Annotated in this window: 19 protein-coding genes and 1 pseudogene; 11 read left to right on the forward strand and 9 right to left on the reverse strand. The window is 61.8% G+C overall.

The window, feature by feature from the left end; all coding sequences use genetic code 11:
- Nucleotides 1–441: 441 nt before the first annotated feature.
- Nucleotides 442–816, reverse strand: a complete 375-nt coding sequence (locus tag ACRC0P_RS13050; RefSeq protein WP_438631596.1) for a hypothetical protein — start codon at nt 814–816, stop codon at nt 442–444.
- Nucleotides 817–1,809: 993 nt separating this feature from the next.
- Between ACRC0P_RS13050 and ACRC0P_RS13055 the strand changes: the two genes are divergently transcribed.
- From ACRC0P_RS13055 to ACRC0P_RS13095, 9 genes are all read left to right on the forward strand, one after another.
- Nucleotides 1,810–2,517: an ABC transporter ATP-binding protein gene (locus ACRC0P_RS13055; protein WP_438631598.1), complete on the forward strand. Its 708-nt coding sequence runs from the start codon at nt 1,810–1,812 to the stop codon at nt 2,515–2,517.
- Complete coding sequence (locus ACRC0P_RS13060) at nt 2,505–3,446, forward strand: HlyD family secretion protein (RefSeq protein ID WP_438631600.1); 942 nt, start codon at nt 2,505–2,507, stop codon at nt 3,444–3,446. The genes ACRC0P_RS13055 and ACRC0P_RS13060 overlap by 13 nt, the downstream gene beginning before the upstream one ends.
- A complete protein-coding gene (locus ACRC0P_RS13065; protein ID WP_438631602.1) occupies nt 3,446–4,462 on the forward strand; it encodes an HlyD family secretion protein in 1,017 nt (338 codons plus the stop codon). Before ACRC0P_RS13060 ends, ACRC0P_RS13065 begins: the two co-directional genes overlap by 1 nt.
- 212 nt (nt 4,463–4,674) lie before the next feature.
- Complete coding sequence (locus ACRC0P_RS13070; protein WP_438631604.1) at nt 4,675–5,835, forward strand: efflux RND transporter periplasmic adaptor subunit; 1,161 nt, start codon at nt 4,675–4,677, stop codon at nt 5,833–5,835.
- On the forward strand, nt 5,832–7,166 hold the full coding sequence (locus ACRC0P_RS13075; protein ID WP_438631606.1) for an ABC transporter permease: 1,335 nt from the start codon (nt 5,832–5,834) through the stop codon (nt 7,164–7,166). The genes ACRC0P_RS13070 and ACRC0P_RS13075 overlap by 4 nt, the downstream gene beginning before the upstream one ends.
- A 200-nt stretch (nt 7,167–7,366) precedes the next feature.
- Complete coding sequence (locus ACRC0P_RS13080; protein ID WP_438631608.1) at nt 7,367–7,915, forward strand: glycine zipper 2TM domain-containing protein; 549 nt, start codon at nt 7,367–7,369, stop codon at nt 7,913–7,915.
- Nucleotides 7,916–7,955: 40 nt separating this feature from the next.
- Nucleotides 7,956–8,285 carry a PepSY domain-containing protein gene (locus tag ACRC0P_RS13085; RefSeq protein ID WP_438631610.1) on the forward strand — a complete coding sequence of 110 codons (330 nt, stop codon included), beginning with the start codon at nt 7,956–7,958 and terminating at the stop codon, nt 8,283–8,285.
- Between the two features lie 19 nt (nt 8,286–8,304).
- Nucleotides 8,305–8,979: a response regulator transcription factor gene (locus ACRC0P_RS13090; RefSeq protein ID WP_438631669.1), complete on the forward strand. Its 675-nt coding sequence runs from the start codon at nt 8,305–8,307 to the stop codon at nt 8,977–8,979.
- A 6-nt stretch (nt 8,980–8,985) separates the two neighbouring features.
- On the forward strand, nt 8,986–10,335 hold the full coding sequence (locus ACRC0P_RS13095) for an ATP-binding protein (RefSeq protein WP_438631614.1): 1,350 nt from the start codon (nt 8,986–8,988) through the stop codon (nt 10,333–10,335).
- 137 nt (nt 10,336–10,472) lie between these two features.
- Here the strand turns inward: ACRC0P_RS13095 and ACRC0P_RS13100 are convergent, their stop codons facing one another.
- The 7 genes and pseudogenes from ACRC0P_RS13100 to ACRC0P_RS13130 form a co-directional block, all read right to left on the reverse strand.
- On the reverse strand, nt 10,473–10,931 hold the full coding sequence (locus ACRC0P_RS13100) for a helix-turn-helix domain-containing protein (protein ID WP_438631616.1): 459 nt from the start codon (nt 10,929–10,931) through the stop codon (nt 10,473–10,475).
- Nucleotides 10,831–11,340: pseudogene (locus ACRC0P_RS13105) on the reverse strand (AAA family ATPase); the annotation flags it as partial. The gene ACRC0P_RS13100 and the pseudogene ACRC0P_RS13105, both read right to left, overlap by 101 nt.
- A gap of 160 nt (nt 11,341–11,500) precedes the next feature.
- Complete coding sequence (locus ACRC0P_RS13110; protein WP_438631618.1) at nt 11,501–12,568, reverse strand: MJ1255/VC2487 family glycosyltransferase; 1,068 nt, start codon at nt 12,566–12,568, stop codon at nt 11,501–11,503.
- Nucleotides 12,565–13,095 carry a phosphatase PAP2 family protein gene (locus tag ACRC0P_RS13115; RefSeq protein WP_438631620.1) on the reverse strand — a complete coding sequence of 177 codons (531 nt, stop codon included), beginning with the start codon at nt 13,093–13,095 and terminating at the stop codon, nt 12,565–12,567. Before ACRC0P_RS13115 ends, ACRC0P_RS13110 begins: the two co-directional genes overlap by 4 nt.
- A gap of 244 nt (nt 13,096–13,339) precedes the next feature.
- On the reverse strand, nt 13,340–14,407 hold the full coding sequence (locus tag ACRC0P_RS13120; protein WP_438631622.1) for a saccharopine dehydrogenase family protein: 1,068 nt from the start codon (nt 14,405–14,407) through the stop codon (nt 13,340–13,342).
- A gap of 66 nt (nt 14,408–14,473) precedes the next feature.
- The gene (locus tag ACRC0P_RS13125; RefSeq protein ID WP_438631624.1) at nt 14,474–14,686 is read right to left on the reverse strand and encodes a DUF1653 domain-containing protein; all 213 of its coding nucleotides are present in this window, start codon (nt 14,684–14,686) and stop codon (nt 14,474–14,476) included.
- Nucleotides 14,687–14,697: 11 nt separating this feature from the next.
- A complete protein-coding gene (locus ACRC0P_RS13130; protein ID WP_438631626.1) occupies nt 14,698–15,018 on the reverse strand; it encodes a DUF3301 domain-containing protein in 321 nt (106 codons plus the stop codon).
- A 54-nt stretch (nt 15,019–15,072) separates the two neighbouring features.
- On the opposite strand from ACRC0P_RS13130, the gene ACRC0P_RS13135 reads away from it, so the two are divergent.
- A complete protein-coding gene (locus ACRC0P_RS13135) occupies nt 15,073–15,768 on the forward strand; it encodes an SDR family oxidoreductase (protein ID WP_438631628.1) in 696 nt (231 codons plus the stop codon).
- A gap of 411 nt (nt 15,769–16,179) precedes the next feature.
- Complete coding sequence (locus tag ACRC0P_RS13140) at nt 16,180–17,088, forward strand: LysR family transcriptional regulator (RefSeq protein WP_438631630.1); 909 nt, start codon at nt 16,180–16,182, stop codon at nt 17,086–17,088.
- Nucleotides 17,089–17,306: 218 nt separating this feature from the next.
- Here ACRC0P_RS13140 and ACRC0P_RS13145 read toward each other — a convergent pair whose 3' ends face one another.
- On the reverse strand, nt 17,307–17,597 hold the full coding sequence (locus ACRC0P_RS13145; RefSeq protein ID WP_438631632.1) for a GIY-YIG nuclease family protein: 291 nt from the start codon (nt 17,595–17,597) through the stop codon (nt 17,307–17,309).
- Between the last annotated feature and the right edge of the window lie 102 nt (nt 17,598–17,699).

A 17,699-nucleotide genomic window follows, 5' to 3' on the forward strand; every position in this document is an offset into this window, starting at 1 on the left:
TCTGCGTGGCGGGACGTTAAAAGCCCGCCAGCCTGTCCACGCACCTTTTGGTTAAAGCCTGTCAGCACCTTAGGCTTCTTGCGCATAACGGGAGTGCAGCAGTTCACCTGGGTTGGCCATACTATCCATTCCTAGCCCCTTACCGCCTTGGTGCTGGCAGAGTTGAGAATTCCTCGCGGTCTTCTCTCCCGGGCAAGGCCCGCAGGTTACATTGTCCCGACAGCTTCACACCCGGAAATTACTCTCCACGCATGTGCCGGTAGGAAACCGATGGCAGAACATCGGGTTACATCTTTCTGAGAAACTACCTCCTGTGATTTTTCAGAGTATGTAACAGAAATTTATACGACTTCACGTCGCAATTAACGCCGCGCACACCGGCGCGAGCTTGCGAGCGTCCGGCAGCCGAAGGCTGCGTAGTGCTGCGCTTGGTTAGGCGAATTACCGCTGCACATACTCGCCATTTTTTACAAAGACGGGCTCTGTAGCAAAGTACCGCTGCCCTGAAATCCAGGCTTGAGTAGTGAATAAAACCATTAACTCATCCCCCTGGCTGTGATGCCATTCCGTTGGAGAAGTAATGACTTTGTCATATTCTTTCTTCGTTCTCCGGCCAAGCTTTCCGATATTGGCCATCTCTACTTGGCTCACATCGGTTACATTCTGTCCCGACACCACATAACACGTTACTTTCTCCTCGGTAATGCAGAAAGCAACAGCGGCTCTTTCAGAGCTCCATAATATCGATTCATTGCCTTCCGCTAGCACTCCAACGGACGTCGCCAACAAAATGATTATTAAAAGTAGCTTGTTCATGCATCGCCCAACGCCTGGCTCATTTGCGCCGCTTCGCGGCGTCAAATGCAGCCACTCGTTAAGCGAGCTCTGTATTCACCAACAAGCCTAAAAAATCTTACCACCGCCTTTGCATGGATTGCGTCATTTGCCCCATCAGCAAAACCTACCCAGCTAAAGCTGTTTGGCTTAAGACCCAACTCGACGGCTAGTATCATATTCTGCCACCCCGCAGTGGATTCGTAGAATCCGTACTTCTTGGCAACCCAATCGTGGAAATTGGGGAAATCAGCTAAGAACTCGGGCTTATCAATAGCATGAGAATACCCATCTAAATATGATCTTACATTAGATAGCCTACACTCGCCCGTGTACATTGCGGTCCTTTTGCTAATCAGGTCGATCAGATCGTATATGCTTTTCATATGTACGCTTAACAGTTAATTCAAAAGCCTGGGGCTTTATATCTCCTTGGCTACTATTTACCGCCCCTTCCAAAATCAGGAGTCTACATTCCTTTAAAATTCAAGGGTTTACCCAATATTGATCAAATTTTAACCGGAATTATAGAGCCCCGGGGCTCAAGTCGCCTGATTATACACCTGGCAATTGAATACAAGTAACCTCTCGGAAAATCAATAAGTTACGCGATACTTTCCGTAAATAGAAGCTTATGGCTCTTGAATTCAGCGGTTGAAATGCTGAGCTGCTGGCAGGCGGCGTGGCATTGCGAGGGATTGAGTGTGGTTTAAATCATACGTTCGTACCAAATAATGCTTGGCAAGCAAAGCTTGGATTTACTTCAGAATGAGAGATGAAGGAGATTTATGCGCCTTCTGCAAAGTGTTCGCGGCACTTTGGCGAGAGCGGCGTCATCCGGCGTGACGCTGTGGTTTAGCGAAAGGTGCAGATGTCAGGTCCGTTATCGGATCTCTCCGCCACGCCCCCGGCGCATATTGCCCCTGCGGAGTAAATTGATTAACCTCGGCCGATCATTTTAAACCGGAGTCGGATGTGAAAGGACTCACACCGGATCGACGCGTGATAAAAATAAAGGAGCTGTTCAGGGAGTACGGTGACGGAGATGCCAGGGTGGTGGCGCTCTCCGGGGTTTCCCTGCATATCGAAAAAAACGAATTCGTCGCTGTGATGGGCCCGTCAGGGTCCGGCAAGTCGACGTTGATGAATATCCTCGGCTGCCTGGACCAGCAGACATCCGGCCACTACTGGCTCGACGGGCGCGAGGTGGGGAGCTTCGACGATGAATCCCTTTCGGCCATCCGCAATCGCCACATCGGCTTTATCTTCCAGACCTTCCACCTGCTGCCGCGCCTGACCGCGCGGCAGAACGTTATGTTGCCGCTGCGTTTTTCCGATGCGGGCGCCGCGGCGGCTGATGGACGCGCTGTGGAAATGCTCGAGCGGGTGGGGCTCGGCCACAGGGTCGATCACCGCCCCTTCGAGATGTCCGGCGGCCAGCGCCAGCGGGTCGCCATCGCCCGGGCGCTGATCAACCGGCCGAAAGTCATTTTTGCCGACGAACCCACCGGCAATCTCGACAGCAGGACCTCCGAAGAAATTCTCGAGTTGCTCTGCGCTCTGCACCGCGAAGGGCAGACCATCGTACTGGTTACCCACGAGCGGGAAGTGGCGGGACGCGCGCAGCGCGTTATCCGTATGAGCGACGGTGCAGTGGTGGAGGACTCGAAATGTTGCGCCTAGCCCTCCTGTTACTGGTGTCGGTGCCGGCGCTGGCCAGCGAGGCGCCGCTGCTACTAGGAGGAGAGCTGCGGGCGGAGAAGAGCCAGCCCTTTTTCTCCCCGATGACCGATAACTGGCGGGTGGAGGTCCAGTGGCTGATGCCGGAAGGGCAGGTGGCCGAGCCGGGCGAAATCGTGGCGGTCTTCGACGGTGCGGCCATCCAGGGGGAAATCGAGTCGGAAACTGTCGCGTTGGATACCGCCCGCGAAAAACTGCAGAAAGATGAGAGCGCGAACGCGCAGGCGGTGCTGGAGAAAAAGTTCGCTCTCGAGCGCGAGCAATTACTGCTGAAAAAGGCGGGCATCGATGCCGCCGTGCCCAAACAGTATTTAAGTGTCTACGAGTACGACTCCTACCAGGTGGCGAAAAAGGAAGCCGAGGCCAGGGTGCGCAAGGCGCGAAAAGAATTGGCCCAGGCCAAGCTGACCCGGGAAGTCGCCGCGAAGAAGCAGCGAATCAAAATCGAAGCTTCCCAGGCCAAACTGGAGTACAAGCGGGCCCAGCTGGCATCCATGACCCTGCGCGCCGAGCGCGCCGGCCCGGTACTCTACGGCAAACACCCCTGGACCGGAGAACGGGTGTTCGTGGGTATGACCGCGCAGCCCGGCTGGCTGATCGCCGAGATTCCCTCCCTGAGCGACCTCTACATCGAAGCCTGGCTGCACGAGATAGATATCGACCGCGTCCGCGAGGGGCAGGCGGCCGAACTCGTCTTCGACTCCCGCCTCGATCGCAGTTTCCGCGCCCGGCTCACCGATATCGCCACCCAGCCGCAGCAGCGACAGGAGCCTGGGCTCTATTACCGGCTGGTGTTCAAATTCACCGGGATGCCGGAGGCGGAGCTGTTGCCCGGCATGGGGGTGCGCATTGAATTCCCGGGGGCCGAATAGTGAAAAGGCAAACGGCCCTGCTGGCACTGCTCCTCGTCGCCTGCAGCGGGGAGCAGGGCGAAAAATTTTCCGCGGCGGAGCGGGTTGGCCTGCAGCCGATCCCCGGCGAACTGGAATCCGAGCGCTCCGTCCAGGTGGCGCCGCCGTCGATTGCGCGCATGTGGCAGTACAGTATCAAACGCATGGTCGCGGAAAATTCCCTGGTGGAAAAGGGGACCGTGGTGGTGGAGTTCGACGATAAGCCGGTGCGCGAAAAACTGATCGAAAAAAAGTCGGAACTGAAGCAGCTGCGCAGCGAACTCAACAACACCATCCTGAAGGAAGAGCAGACGGTCAAGGATGACATCCTGGCCATCGAGGAAAAGCGCGCGGAGTTTGAAAAGGCCGAACGCCGCGCCGGGATTCTCGACCATTCCCTGTCGAGAAACGAGCGCGAGAAGGCGGCCATCGATTTCGAGATAGCCGGCAACGACCTGCAACTGGCCCGCGAGCTTGCCGGGATGCACAAGCGCACCGGTGCCCTGAGAATTTCCATGGCCAGGCACAAGGTGGAGCGGGCTGAAGGCGAGGTCGCGGTGCTGCAGGCGGAGGTGGACAAGCTCAAGGTCAAGGCGCCTATCGGCGGCCTGGTGCAGTATGTCGCCAACTGGAACGGGGAAAAGCCCTCCGAGGGAGAGTCGGTGCGTTTCGGCCAGCCGGTGTTGCAGATCTCCGACCTGAGCCGGATGCAGGTGCGCGCCCAGGCCGATGAAGTGGACAAGCCCTACCTGGCTCCCGGAGCGGAAGTCGAGGTGGTGATCGACGGTGCGCGGGGGATGACGCGACGCGGCCGCATCGTCGAGCTGGGCCGCGTGGTGCGCGATCGCGCCAGCGGCGACCGGCGACGGGTGATCGACCTGCTGGTGGGCCTGGAGGAGGGCGGCGGCGGGGCCTTGAAACCCGGCATGACTGTGTCCCTCTCGGTAAAGACCCCCGCGGGCGAACAACTGGCGACGAGCGTCGGGGAGGCCAAGTGAAGTCGCTGCGTAACTACTCATCCCTTTCCAGTAAGAGAGGCCTGGGCGGCCCCGCTGCCGGTGGCCGTTTGCTCAACAACCTCATCGGGCTTTTTTTTCAGCCGCGGGCGCTTTTCACAAACGGCCCCCGGCATCGGGGCCTTCGCATCTGGCGCTGGCGTTCTTTCCCGGGCCCCGAGGAGCGAGTAGTTACGTCGCTACTTGTATGGGCCGTGGGCGCGGCGGTGTTTCTGGTGGGCTGCGCCGACAAAAGCGCCGAGCCGCTGTTGTACCACGTCCGCTACAGCGAGCGGGAGGCGCTGGTGTCCGCGCGGGGCGAACTGGATGCGGAGTCTGCCACCGCCATACAGGCACCGGTGTCGGGCCCGCCGAAATTTATCGCCTGGCTGGCGCCCGAGTACTCACAAGTTAAAAAGGGCGATGTGATAGTGCGCTTCGGCGGCGAGCGGATGCGCCGACAGCGGAGTGTCACCAGCGGCGAGCTGGCCCAGGCCGAGGAGGACCTGCGCGAGAAGCGCGGCGCCCTGGAGGCGGAGCAGAGTGCGATACTGACGGATATGGGCCAGGTGTCGGTGGAAAAGGATTTCGCCGAGCGTTTTGCCATAGAGGATGAGCGCCTAATGTCGCGCCTGGAGATCCTCGACGACCAGCTCGACGCTCTCTACCTGCAATCGAAACTCGACTATCTCGGCTGGAAAAACCAACGCTTTGCCACCAGTGCCGAAGGCGAGGTGGAGGTGCTCGCGGTGCAGCAGCAGAAACACGGTGCGAAGCTGGCGCGGCTGGACGAGGGCCTGTCCGAGCTGGAAATCGTCGCACCCCACGACGGTCTGCTCACCTATGCCGCCAACTGGCGCGGGGAAAAACCCCGGGTGGGCAGCCAGATCTGGCCGGGGCACAAGGTGGCCAATCTGCCGGATATCAGCGTGATGCAGGCGCGGTTGTGGGTGCCCGAGCGGGAGGCCATCGGCCTCGCCGAGGGGCAGGCGGTTACCGTCTGGTCCGAGTCGCAGCCACAGCAGCGCTTCGCCGCTTCAATCAAGAGCGTCAGTGCGGCGCCGGCCTCCATCGTACGGGGCAACCCGCAGAAATACTACGAAGTGGTGGCCGCCTTCGACGAGCAACACCCGCAGCAATTCAAACTCGGCCGCGGTGTGCGCGCGCAAATCCGGGTCGCCGGGCCCGAGAAGTGTATCGAGATTCCGGCGCAGAGCCTGTTCCGGGACAGCGGCGGGGCCTACGTCTACCTCTATCGGCAGGGCGGCTTCCAGCGCCGTGATGTGACCCCCGGGCGGGCTACGCCGACCCATATCGAAGTCACCGGAGGGCTGGCCCCCGGTGACCGCATCGCCCTGTATGAGGTGGAGCAATGAGCGCGGCCGGACAAAACGAGAGGGAAAAAGACTCCGCAGGGTTTTCCCTCGCGGGTCTGTTTTCGGCCCTGTTTTCAGTTCAGCCCCGCAGCGGGCGGGCCCTGCTCATCAGCTTTCGCGAGGCGCTCGCCGAACTGTCCCAGCACAAGCTGCGCACACTGCTGACCCTGCTGGGGATGATCTTCGGCGTCGGCGCGGTGATTGCGATGCTCAATATCGGCAAGGGCGCCGAACGCGAGGCGCTGCGCATGATCGAGACCATGGGGCTCAACAACCTGATCGTGCAGAGCCCCGAACTGGAGCGGGAGGAGCTCTACGAACAGCGCAAGCAGTCGGCCGGCCTCAGCCTGCGCGACGGCGAGGCGGCACTGGCCACACTGGGTTTCGTCGAGGCCTTCGCCGCGCAGAAATCCATCGAGACCTACAGCCTGTTCAGCCGCTTCGGCAAGAGCGAGGCGGTGGCCACCGGCGTCAGTCCGGCCTTTTTCCGCATGTCGCCCTTCCGGCTCTCTGCCGGCCGCCTGATCAGCGACGGGGACGAACAGCACTTCGCCCAGGTGGCGGTGCTGGGGGAGTCAGTGGCGCGACAGCTGTTCTCCGGGCGCCCCGCGGTGGGCGAGCGCATCAAGGTCAACCATCTCTGGTTTTACGTGATCGGCGTGCTGGATTCGCCCTTTGTCGAGGGCACGGAATTCGAGGGTGTGCGCCTGGGCGCGGAGCAGGACCAGGTCTTTATTCCCTTCACCACCGCCGCGCAGCGCTTTCCCCATCAACCGCTCGCCGCGGAGGTGAGCCAGCTCAAATTCCAACTCGCCGACGGCACCGACGCCCGGGAGGCGGCGCGGGCTATCACCCATCTACTCAACCGCCGCCACAACAAGGTGAAGGATTTCACCGTGGTGGTGCCGGCGGCGCTGATGGCACAGAAGATGGAGACCCAGGCCATCTTCAATATCGTCATGTCCTGTGTCGCCGGCATCTCTCTGCTGGTGGGCGGCATCGGCATCATGAACATCATGCTCGCCACCGTACTGGAGCGCACCAGCGAGATAGGCCTGCTGCGCGCTGTTGGCGCCACCCGGCGGGATATCCGCACCCAGTATCTGATCGAAAGCTTCACCATCGCCGTCCTCGGCGGCCTGCTGGGCATCCTCTTCGGGGTGCTGCTCTCGGAGGTCATCGCCCTCTATGCCGGCTGGGCCGTTTCCTGGTCACTGCGCGCGATACTGCTGTCCTTTTCCGTCTGTGCGGCCATCGGGCTGCTGTTCGGCGTCTATCCGGCGATCAAGGCTTCGCGGTTGAATCCTATCGATGCCTTGCAGAGTGATTGATGCATTGCTTCGCTGTGCCCTGTTAACCGATTCTCCGGCTGCGCGAGGCCGGCCACCGCTTGATGGCTCTGCCGCCGGAACAGCGCCGGCGCCGGTTGCCCGGCGGCGACCGACCGGAATTTGGTAGCCGCGGGCGCAGTTCAGCTTCAATTCAGTCACTCCCCAATAGAGTGCTCCCATCGGACAAAGGGAGAACCACCATGCAAATCCGTAAAAACCTCCTGTTCGCCGGCCTGGTGGCCGGCCTCGTGGGCTTCAGCACGACCGCCGCTTCCGGCGACTACGGATACTACCCCGACAATTACGGCGATTCCTACGATTACGCCCGGGTCACCGACGTCACCCCGGTGTACACCGACATCCAGGTGCGCGAACCCCGCACCCGTTGCTGGGACGAGCAGGTGGCCTACCGGGAGCGCGGCGGCTCCGCCACCGGCACTATTATCGGCGGTATCATCGGCGCCGCGCTGGGCAATGAACTGGGTCACCACAAGCGCAACAAACAAGTGGGCGCGGTAGCGGGGGCGGCCCTGGGCGCCTCCATCGGCCATGACCTGAGCCGGCGCAAGGGCCACACCCGCTACGTCACCGAGCAGCGCTGCCAGGTGGTGGATGAATACACCACCCGTCGCGAACTGGTCGGCTACGACGTGCGCTACCGCTATAATGGTCGCCACTATATGACTCGCACTGACCGCCATCCCGGGGATAGAATCCGGGTTCGGGTCGACGTAGCCCCGGCTTTTTAACAGGGAGGCTCGGGGAGCGGTTGTTACAGGAGCACTATTCGTGAAATCAGTTAGCGTTGCACTTCCGCCGACTTCTGTTGTGTTGGCATTGTTACTCAGCCTCTCCGCCGCACCGCTGCATGCGGAACTGCATGTGGAACTGATGGACGGCTCCGTTCGGTATCAAGCGGAGTTCCTCCGGGTGCAAAATAACGGCATTTCCCGCGACCAGGCGGCGGAAATAGTCAAGCGCCGCTACGGTGGCAAGATACTGGCGATTTCCGAAGTGCAGAAAGGTGGCCGCAGCCTGTACCGCATCAAGGGCCTGTCCGACAAGAGCCAGGTGTATGTGGTCTATGTGGATAAACAGAGCGGGCGTATTTCACGCTAAACAGGTGAGGTAGACGGTGATGCGGGCACTGCTGGTAGAAGACGAACAGGTACTGCGCCAACAACTGGCCGCCTCCCTGCGCGAAGCGGGCTACACCGTGGACGAGGCGCCGGACGGTGAAGAGGCGCTCTATCTGGGCCGCGAGTACCCCTACGACATCGCGGTGTTGGATCTGGGCCTGCCCAAGCTGGACGGCATTCAGGTGATAGAGACCCTGCGCGGCGAGGGCAGGCACTTTCCCATCCTGATCCTCACCGCCCGCGGTCACTGGCAGGAGCGGGTGCGCGGCCTGGAGGCGGGTGGCGACGACTACCTGGTAAAACCCTTCCACACCGAAGAACTGTTGGCGCGCCTCAATGCGCTGGTGCGCCGCTCCGCCGGCTTTTCCTCTCCGGCGATCAAGGCCGGTCCCATTGTCCTGGACACCAGTGCCCAGCGGGTGACGGTCAACGACAAAGAGCTCGATCTCACTTCCTATGAGTACAAGGTACTGGAATACCTGATGCTGCACCCGGACGAAGTGGTCTCCAAAACCGTGCTCACCGAACATATCTACGAACAGGACTGCGATCGCGACAGCAATGTGATCGAAGTGTTTATCGGCCGCCTGCGCAAGAAGTTCGACGCCGCCGGGCAGATCAAGCCCATCGAAACCCTGCGCGGGCGCGGCTACCGTTTCCTGGTACCGGAATAGCGCTGCGTGCTCTCCTTCTGGCTTCACTCCCTCAAAGGCCGACTGTCCCTGGTCACCACCCTGATGTTGCTGGTATTCCTGCTGTTGATTTCCGGGGTGCTGGAGCACGCCTACCGCAGCTCTCTGGACGAGGCCAAGGCGCGGGAGCTGCAGTTGCACGTATACACCCTGCTGGCGGTGGCGGAGCCGGACGGCGGCGGTTTGAGATTTCCGCCGGTGCTGCCGGAGGAGCGTTTCAACCAGCCGGATTCCGGCCTGATCGGCGCGGTGATCGATGAGCAGGGCCGGGTAATCTGGCGCTCCGCCTCGGCCCTGACCCTGCCGCAACTGCCCAGCCGGTCGCTGCCCCAGGGGCGCGAGGTATACACCCGCCTGGAGTTGCAGGGGGGAGAGGGTGTCCAGTACAGCAGTTTTCTCCAGGGCGTGGCCTGGGGGCTGGACAACGAACAGCGGTTTACCTTTGTGGTGCTGGAAGACGCGGCGCCGCTGGCGGCGCAGGTGGAGCAGTTCCGCTCCACCATCTGGCGCTGGCTCGGCCTGGGGGCGCTGCTGCTGGTATTGCTGCAGTGGCTGGTATTGCGCTGGGGCCTGGCGCCGCTGCGCTCGGTGGCGAGTGCGCTGCACAGAATGCAGCAGGGGGGGAGCGACACCCTGCAGGGAGATTTTCCCCGCGAGCTCAAACCCCTTACCGACAACCTCAACCTGCTGATTGAAAACGAGCGTCGCCAGCGGGAAAAGACCCGGCACACCCTGGCGGATCTGGCCCACAGCCTGAAAACACCGCTGGCAGTGATGAAGGGGTTGAATTTTTCCCGCGATCCGCGTGCCGCCTACACCAGCCTGATCGAGCAGGTGCAGCGTATGGACAGCATTATCAGCTACCAGCTGCAGCGCGCGGTGGCCAGTTCGCCAAAATCTATTTTGCGCGGTGTGCCGGTGGCACCGCTGGTGAAGAAAATTCTCGACGCGCTGGAAAAAGTCTATCGGGAAAAACCCGCGGAAGTGGAGTTGCAGTGCAGCGAGGATACGCTCTTCTACGGCGACGAAGGCGACCTGATGGAGCTGCTCGGCAACCTGCTGGACAACGGCTACAAGTACGGCGCCGGCAAGCTGGACGTGGATATCCGCAACGGCGACGACGGGCGCGGGCTGCAACTCCGCGTCGCCGACAACGGCCCCGGTATCGACGAGGAGCAGTGGCAGCAGGTCACCCGGCGCGGCGTGCGCGCCGACCAGCAGCAGTCGGGGCAGGGCATTGGCCTGGCGGTAGTGATGGATATCGTCGAGAGCTACCAGGGCGAGATTTCCGCGAAATCCCTGCCCGAAGGCGGCACCGAAATCAAAGTCACCCTCTAACGGTCCCCTGGGAACGCCGAGCTCCAGCTCGGCATCGCGGCCAGCGGCCGCTCCTACAGGGGATTTTTAATACGATATCACTCTACAGGAGATCGTGAAGGATATACTCGTTGCCGGAAACTTCTTCTCAAACCGGTTCACCATGCGAACAGGCGAGCTAGTCGCAGATCCTCGAAGGAATACTTGCCATCGAACTCGCGATGGATTGGGGTGAGCGTGCCGTCTTCGGATTTTTTGAAGGCGGCGAGAATGGTGGCGATGTCGTTTTCCGATAGAGATGCTTTCAGGTATTCTATATCGGGTAACTGGTTCGAGCCCTTCAGTTTCTCCAGGTGGCTCAGGATGGTGCCCAGGGTGAGCCCGCGCCTGTCGGCGATTTCCTGCAAGGACAGTTTTTCCTCCAGCATTTCCTTCGTGGCGAGACGGGTCGGCGGTTTCTTTTTCTTCGCGCCGGATGCGCGTCCCGGCTTGATCGCAATCTTTTCGCGGGATCCGCCAAAGCGGTTCAGCAGAATATCTTCCTGCTGTTTCAGCAGGTCGAACGCTGGCACTGCTACGCGCCCCTGGCGATACCGGCGGCAACTGGAAGAAGTCACCGCACAGTACCACCTGCAATCCACCGAATGGCTTCGATGGGTCCAGCAGGCGACGCGCGATCTGATCTACCATGTCGAGCTGGTGCGGATGCAACATGGAAATTTCATCAATCACCAACACGTCGGTACTGCGATAATTGCGCTTGATGCGCTGGCTGGCTGCGAGCGTATTGAGGTCGCCTTCACTGAGGTGGTCGCGCACGCCCATGCCGGACCATGAATGAATGGTCTTGCCGTTCAGATGCGTTGCCGCAATGCCGGTCGAAGCAGTGACCGCGACATCGACCCCGTGGGAGCGCAGATGGTGAATGTAGGTATTCAGCAGCCAGGTCTTGCCGGAGCCGGCGGCGCCGGTAAGGAAAACATTTTCGCCGAGTTTGAGCAGGTCGAGCGCCTGGGTCTGATTCATGGATGAGTTCTTTGGAAGCGATTATGTCCGCAACGCAGTGTATAAGAGCATCGGTGATCGAACAATCGCGCTGTTTAGAGCCTGTTTGGAGTCTGGCGTTGAGCCTACCGGCCCCGCCGGGGGGCTCAATTTGCGACGACTTCAAACAGGCTCTCAACGGTTACTCCGCCTCGGCCCGGGCGAGCTCTGCGGCGCTGCTCCCGCGTCCCGGCACTACCTGTTCCCACAGGCTGTTGGCCAGTTCTGCGGGTGTCTGGCGGCGGCCGTCGGCGATCCAGCGCACTATCTCGCCGGCCACATCCGGCCACTGGATGCGCACCCCGGCGGGATCGTTGTCCAGCCAGTCGCGAATCGTAGCGGCGTCCACCCGCTCCACCACCCGGGCCAGTTGGAGCTCGCTCAGCGCCCGGGCGTTGGCCTCCTGCTCGAACTGGCCGGCCAAGGGGCGGGTCAGGATGGGCTTGCCCAGGGCCAGGGTTTCCGCAATCAGCTCGAAACCGGAGTTGCAGATCACCGCGTGCGCTTCGGCCAGGTCCTGTTGAAAGCCGTCTGTGGAGGGGGCCTTGAGTTGGATATTCTCCGCCGCGGGCAGGTCCTCCGGGGCGCCGTAAACGATAAACCGCTCCGGCAGTTGCGCCAGTTCCCCGAGCATCGGGCCATGGTGTTCGAAGGGCAGGTACACCAGGATGTGCCCGCCGCTGCCGGGCAGCCCGTGGGGCTGGGCGATGGGCGGCAGTATCGGGTGGCCGAAGTGGTACCAGTGCATGCCCAGACTGCTCTGCACCGGCGCGAAGACCCGCATAACCGCCCGCGGCAGCCACCGGTAGCGCGGCGCCGGGATCGGGAAGTTGAACGCGTACTGGTGCCCCAGCCCCACGCTGGGCCTACCCCTGCGCCTGGCGGCCCAGGCGGTGACCGGCTCGAAATCGCTGATCACCAGGTCGAAATCGTCCACCGGCAGTTCGCGGATATCCCGCAGCAGCCGGCGCAGGTGCAGTTGCCTGGCGGTGGCGATGCCGTCCAACTGGCCCTCCCGGTGCACGAAGGTCAGGCCCTCGCGCCACCAGTAGTCGCCGAAGGCTTCCATACAGAACAGTTTGTCGGGGCTGCGTCCGGAGAACAGCCATTGGACTTCCAGGTCCGGGTGATTTTGCAGCGCACCGGCCATGGCGCGAGCTCGGGAGATATGGCCGTTGCCGGTACCCTGCACTCCATAGAGTATTTTCACAAAAAGGCTCCGCAAATTAGCAGGCCGACGCTGGTTCCAAGGGCGGCGCCGGCACAGACATCAGTGGGAAAATGTACGCCCAGGCCAACGCGCGAGGTGCCCACGCCCGCGGCCCAAAAATAGCCTAGCAGCCACAGCGGACTACTGGCCTGGGAGAGCAGGGTGATGAACAGAAAGGCGCCGGAAGTGTGCCCGGAGGGCAGGCTGAAGCGGTCGTGGGCGACAATGACCGAACGCATGCCGGGAATCGCCTGAGGCGGGCGCAGTCGCCGCGTGGTGTTCTTGATGGTCCAGTAGAGGGAGCGCTCCACCGCGTAGGCGGTGCCGCAAAGGTAGAAAAATTGGACTGCAGCCGCCCCGGTGCCGGCCAGGGCCACGATCAGGGGGGAGATCAGGTAGAGCCAGCCGTCCGCGGATTTCGACAGCCACAGGTAGCGTTTGCGCGACGCCGGCCGCATCGCCCGCTCCGCCATATGCAGTACCAGGGACACGTCCAGGCTTTTCAGAGTGACAGGTAAGCTTCGCATGGGGCCAAGGTACGAAGCTTGTATTGCGCGGAATTGACCGAATTATGTCAGGTTTGTGAAATATCGGGACTCGGGAAAGAATACCGGAGCCTGATGCGGGGGCCCTGATGCCGGGAGCCGTTCGAGAGACGATTGCCGATGAGGCTGTTGAACGAACGGCTACCGGCAGCAGGGCCGCCCAGGGGCCTCGCCTTCGGGACTCGGGCGCCTGTAGGGTGCGCCGTGCGCACCGGGCGCCATAGGTTCAATCGATACCGATCTTGATCTGCCCGGAACCGGGTAGCCGCTCCACCAGTTCGTAGCCGCACAGTTTCGACGGCGTAAAGTAGCCGCCGGGCCCCTTGTAGTCGAGCAGGAATTCCATCACCGCCAGGGAGCCGTGCACCGTGACATCGTAGCCGTTGGCGGTGACCAGTCGGCCGATCTTGCGCTCGCCGCGGCGGTCGTGGCGTATTTCGCCCCAGATCCAGGTCTGCTGTTCCGCGCGCTTTTCCTCGCCGGGCCCGCGTACAGATTTGTCCACCTTGCGCTTGAGCCAGTCCTGCACCCACTGCTTGCGCAGCAGCCAGCGGAATTTGTTCATGCGCCGCATTTTTTTCGCGCGCCGCGGGCTCATGGGAATATACACGGCGATATTGGGAATCCCGGTGGAGTAGTAGGCGGTGGCCACGTCGCCCCACGGAATCGCGACGGCGAATTTCTCCCCGCGGCCGAAATCGATGGTGCGGCTGATTTCGGCGTGGCCGGTAATCTCGATCTCGCCGTTGCGTCTTATGGCACTGCCCACGCCCAGGCTCTCGATGGAGGTCTTGGCGGTACCGGGGCTGAGAGAGGAGTCGGAATCGAAGCCCAGGCTCAGGTGGGTGGCGGTGGGAATCGCCTTGTGCAGCGCCGCCGCCAGGCAGTCGGTGGGAATCACGTCGAAGCCGGTTCCCGGGCAGAGCACCACCCCCGCGGCTTTGGCTTCCGCATTCATGCTGTGGGCCAGCTGGTAGACCGACATTTCGCCAGTGATGTCCTGGTAGTGGGTGCGGCTGGCGATACAGGCGAGCATCATGGGTTCGGCGGTGGCGGAGAAGGGCCCCGCGCAGTGGATCACCACGTCGATATCCCGCAGGGTGCGCTCCAGGGTTTCGCTGGAGTCGAGACCGACCGCCATGGCCGGCAGTCCCAATTCTTCCGCCAGCGGCTGCAGTTTTTGCGAACTGCGCCCCGCCAGTAGCGGGCGATAGCCCTTGGCCACGGCCTCGCGGGCGATCAGCTCGCCGGTATAGCCGTAGGCGCCGTAGATCATTATTTTTTTATTGTTCACCGATGGGTGGCCTTATCTATTGGATCGGTTGACGGAGTGCGGCAACATTAATGGCGCCCGGTCGCGCTAGTCAAATTCCTGAAACAGTTGGAAACGCGGCACCAGTTCGCCGTCCCTTTCCACGTTTTCCGCAAACATCTCCAGCGGTCGCACCCAGACGCCGTAGTCGCCGTAGAGCGCGCGGTAGACCACCAGCCGCTCGCCGGTTTCGCTGTGAGTGGCCACTTCCATTACCTCGTAGCGCTCGCCTTTATAGTGGCGATAGATTCCGCGTTTCATCTGTGCTCCGTTCAGGCGAGGTGGTGGGGGGAAAGTTGTATCTGTGTTATGCGCCGCCCGTGCAGCACGGCGATCCCGGCGTAGCGGTGCTCGCCGGTGGAGGTGAACTCGAATTCGTAGCTGCGCTGCAGGCGCACCTGGCCGCGGCTGTCGCGCTTGAGGCGGGTGCGCATCAGGGCCACGGTGTCGTCCAGCAACTGTACGCCCAGTTGCGCGCAGTGGCTGGCGGCGGCCCGGCGCGCCTGTTCCTTGGCCGCCATGCCGGCCCACAGGTACCAGCCGGCGAGGACGAACAGGAACAGCCAGAAGAGATCGCTCAGTGAGTAGTACATTGGCAGGCAGTTGTTATCATCGGACGGTGCAAGAATACCATTGAAGGAGCTGTTATGCCCGGTACTATCCTTATCACCGGCTGCAACCGCGGCCTGGGCCTGGAACTGTCCCGCCAGTTTGTCGCCGACGGCTGGCGGGTGTTGGCCACCTGCCGCGACCCGGATTCCGCCGGCGCGCTGAAGGCGTTGCGGGAGCAGTATCCGCTATTGGAGGTTTTTCCGCTGGATGTCACCGACTCCCGGCAGATGGCGGAGCTGGGCCGCGAGTTGCGGGGCAGGCCCATCGACATACTGGTCAGCAATGCGGGTTACTACGGCCCCAAGGGCGTAACTTTCGGCCATGTGGATCTGGACGAGTGGCGCAAGGTGCTGGAGATCAACACGCTCGCGCCCTACAGGCTGGCGGAAACCTTTTGTGACAATGTGGCCGCAAGTGGGCGCAGGGTTATCGCGGTGATCAGCAGCAAGGTGGGCAGTATCGCCGACAACGGTTCCGGCGGGGGCTATCTTTACCGCTCCTCCAAGACCGCGGTGAACCAAGTGGTCAAGAGCCTGTCCGTCGACCTGCGCGAGCGGGGCATCAGTGTCCTCGCGCTGCATCCGGGCTGGGTGCAGACGGATATGGGCGGGCCCAATGCGCTGATCTCCGCGAAGGAGAGTGTCGCCGGTTTGAAGAAAATCCTGCTCGATACCGGCCTGGAAAACAGCGGCCGTTTTATCAATTACGACGGCAGCGACATTCCCTGGTGACCTTTGCGAGGTTGTATAAGGCAAAGACCCCTGTAGGAGCGGCGGGGCGGCCCTCCGCCGTTGGCCGCGATCGACATTAGCTAAGAAATGCCTAGTGTGGTGTAAGGTACTAATTGTATATATCAGCGGGCCGCTAAGCGGCCAGATGCAAGGCGCATTTGCGCCGGCATAGTCATCTATGTCAAGCAAATGCAACGCCGCAGATGGCTGCTTAGCGGCCCGCCCGAAGGGAGCCCCCCTCTTCACCTGGTAGAGAGGGTCCACAGCTGCGTTGCAGCTCTTGAAAATGGAATGACCATTCCCTGCGAGCTGCGCCTAACTGTGAACAATTTGGGGGGCTCTGATATACACAATTAGTACCTTACACTACACTAGACTGTTCATTATTCTTGAACAATTGTACGGCGGGCCGTGAAGCTACTGGAGTCCATGCAGATCTACCTGCGGGTGGCGGAGCAGGGCAGTTTTACCGCCGCGGCGGACAGCCTGGGCCTGTCCCGGGCCAGCGTGTCCGGCGCGGTGCAGCAGTTGGAGAACCTGCTCGGCACCCGGCTCCTGCACCGCACCACCCGCAGCGTGCAGATGACCCAGGACGGCCGGGTTTTCTACGAGCGCAGCCGGGACCTGCTGGCGGATATGGACGACCTGCAGAACCTGTTCCGCGAGGATACCGCGGCGCTGAAAGGGCGCCTGCGTGTGGATATGCCGCTGTCGGTGGCGCGGGATCTGGTGATCCCACGGCTGCCGGAATTCCTGCGCCGGCACCCGGACCTGGAGATCGAACTGAGCAGCACCGATCGCTTTGTGGACCTTGTGCGCGAGGGATTCGATTGCGTACTGCGGGTGGGCACCCTGGAGGATTCCAGCCTGATCGCGCAGCCGCTGGGTCACTACCGGATGGTGAGCTGTGCCAGCACGGAGTGCCTGGCGGAACGCGGCACGCCGCGCACCCTGGAGGAGCTGGCCGGGCACCGGCTGGTTCACTATGTGCCGTCCCTCGGCGCGCGGCCCCCCGGTTTCGAGTATATCGACCCGCGGGAGCCGGGCGCGGAAAAATTCCTGCCCATGGAGGGCGCGATTACCGTCAACAATACCGAGGCCTACCTGGAGGCCTGCCGGGCGGGGCTGGGGATTATCCAGGTGCCGGAGGCCGGCGTGCACCCCTACCTTGAGTCGGGGGAACTGGAGGAGGTCCTGCCGCAATACCGGCCCGCGCCCATGCCGGTGTCGCTGGTGTACGCCAACCGCCGCCACCTGCCCAGGCGGGTACAGGTGTTTATGGCGTGGATTGCGGAGATCATGAAGCCGCGGTTGATCTAAGGTTTCGGAGTTCAGGTCGAGACGCCGTTCGCCTGGTTGTGCACTGCGTCTGCTGTGGGAGCCTGCCCTGCAGGCGAAAAGGCGGTGCTAAATGGGAACGCCGTTATTCGCCAGCAGAGCCTACCCTGGACTCGATCCGGGGGCTGGCTCCCACCGGGCCCTGTTCGACAGCTTCCCTGGCCCCAAGAAGGTGTACACGGGGGTGGTCTACTAGCGAATCAGGGCGATCCGCTCTGGCATTCGACCAGTAGCGCGGTATCGCCGGCCACCAGTGCCTCTTTCTTTTCCTTGGGCCATTTTTTTATCCGCATCTCCAGTTGCAGGGCCTCCGATCTTTCCGCAACCGCGTGCTGGAACGCCAGGGTCAGCGGACCGCGCCCGCGCAGCGCCTTGGCGCCCCTGGGGCTGCCGCTGGCGTGCTCGGCGAAGCGGCGCTCCACATCGCGGGTAATCCCCGTATAGAGGGCTCCGCTGCGGGTGCGTATCAGATAGACAAACCAGTTGTTCAAGGGTGGCCTCGCGGAAATTCCGGCCGCCTATTGTAATGACTCGGGCTCAAGAATCGAATGGAGTTCCCTGTAGGAGCCTGCTTGCAGGCGAACGAGCGCAGC

The organism is Microbulbifer sp. (assembly GCF_051659245.1).
GTDB lineage: Bacteria > Pseudomonadota > Gammaproteobacteria > Pseudomonadales > Cellvibrionaceae > Microbulbifer.

What these genes read in the sequence shown, in the direction of transcription:
- ACRC0P_RS13050 (WP_438631596.1), bottom strand. Translation starts at nt 816, where the DNA reads ATGAACAAGCTACTTTTAATAATCATTTTGTTGGCGACGTCCGTTGGA.
- ACRC0P_RS13080 (WP_438631608.1), top strand. Translation starts at nt 7,367, where the DNA reads ATGCAAATCCGTAAAAACCTCCTGTTCGCCGGCCTGGTGGCCGGCCTC.
- ACRC0P_RS13115 (WP_438631620.1), bottom strand. Translation starts at nt 13,095, where the DNA reads ATGCGAAGCTTACCTGTCACTCTGAAAAGCCTGGACGTGTCCCTGGTA.
- ACRC0P_RS13125 (WP_438631624.1), bottom strand. Translation starts at nt 14,686, where the DNA reads ATGAAACGCGGAATCTATCGCCACTATAAAGGCGAGCGCTACGAGGTA.
- ACRC0P_RS13075 (WP_438631606.1), top strand. Translation starts at nt 5,832, where the DNA reads ATGAGCGCGGCCGGACAAAACGAGAGGGAAAAAGACTCCGCAGGGTTT.
- ACRC0P_RS13090 (WP_438631669.1), top strand. Translation starts at nt 8,305, where the DNA reads ATGCGGGCACTGCTGGTAGAAGACGAACAGGTACTGCGCCAACAACTG.
- ACRC0P_RS13060 (WP_438631600.1), top strand. Translation starts at nt 2,505, where the DNA reads ATGTTGCGCCTAGCCCTCCTGTTACTGGTGTCGGTGCCGGCGCTGGCC.
- ACRC0P_RS13135 (WP_438631628.1), top strand. Translation starts at nt 15,073, where the DNA reads ATGCCCGGTACTATCCTTATCACCGGCTGCAACCGCGGCCTGGGCCTG.
- ACRC0P_RS13130 (WP_438631626.1), bottom strand. Translation starts at nt 15,018, where the DNA reads ATGTACTACTCACTGAGCGATCTCTTCTGGCTGTTCCTGTTCGTCCTC.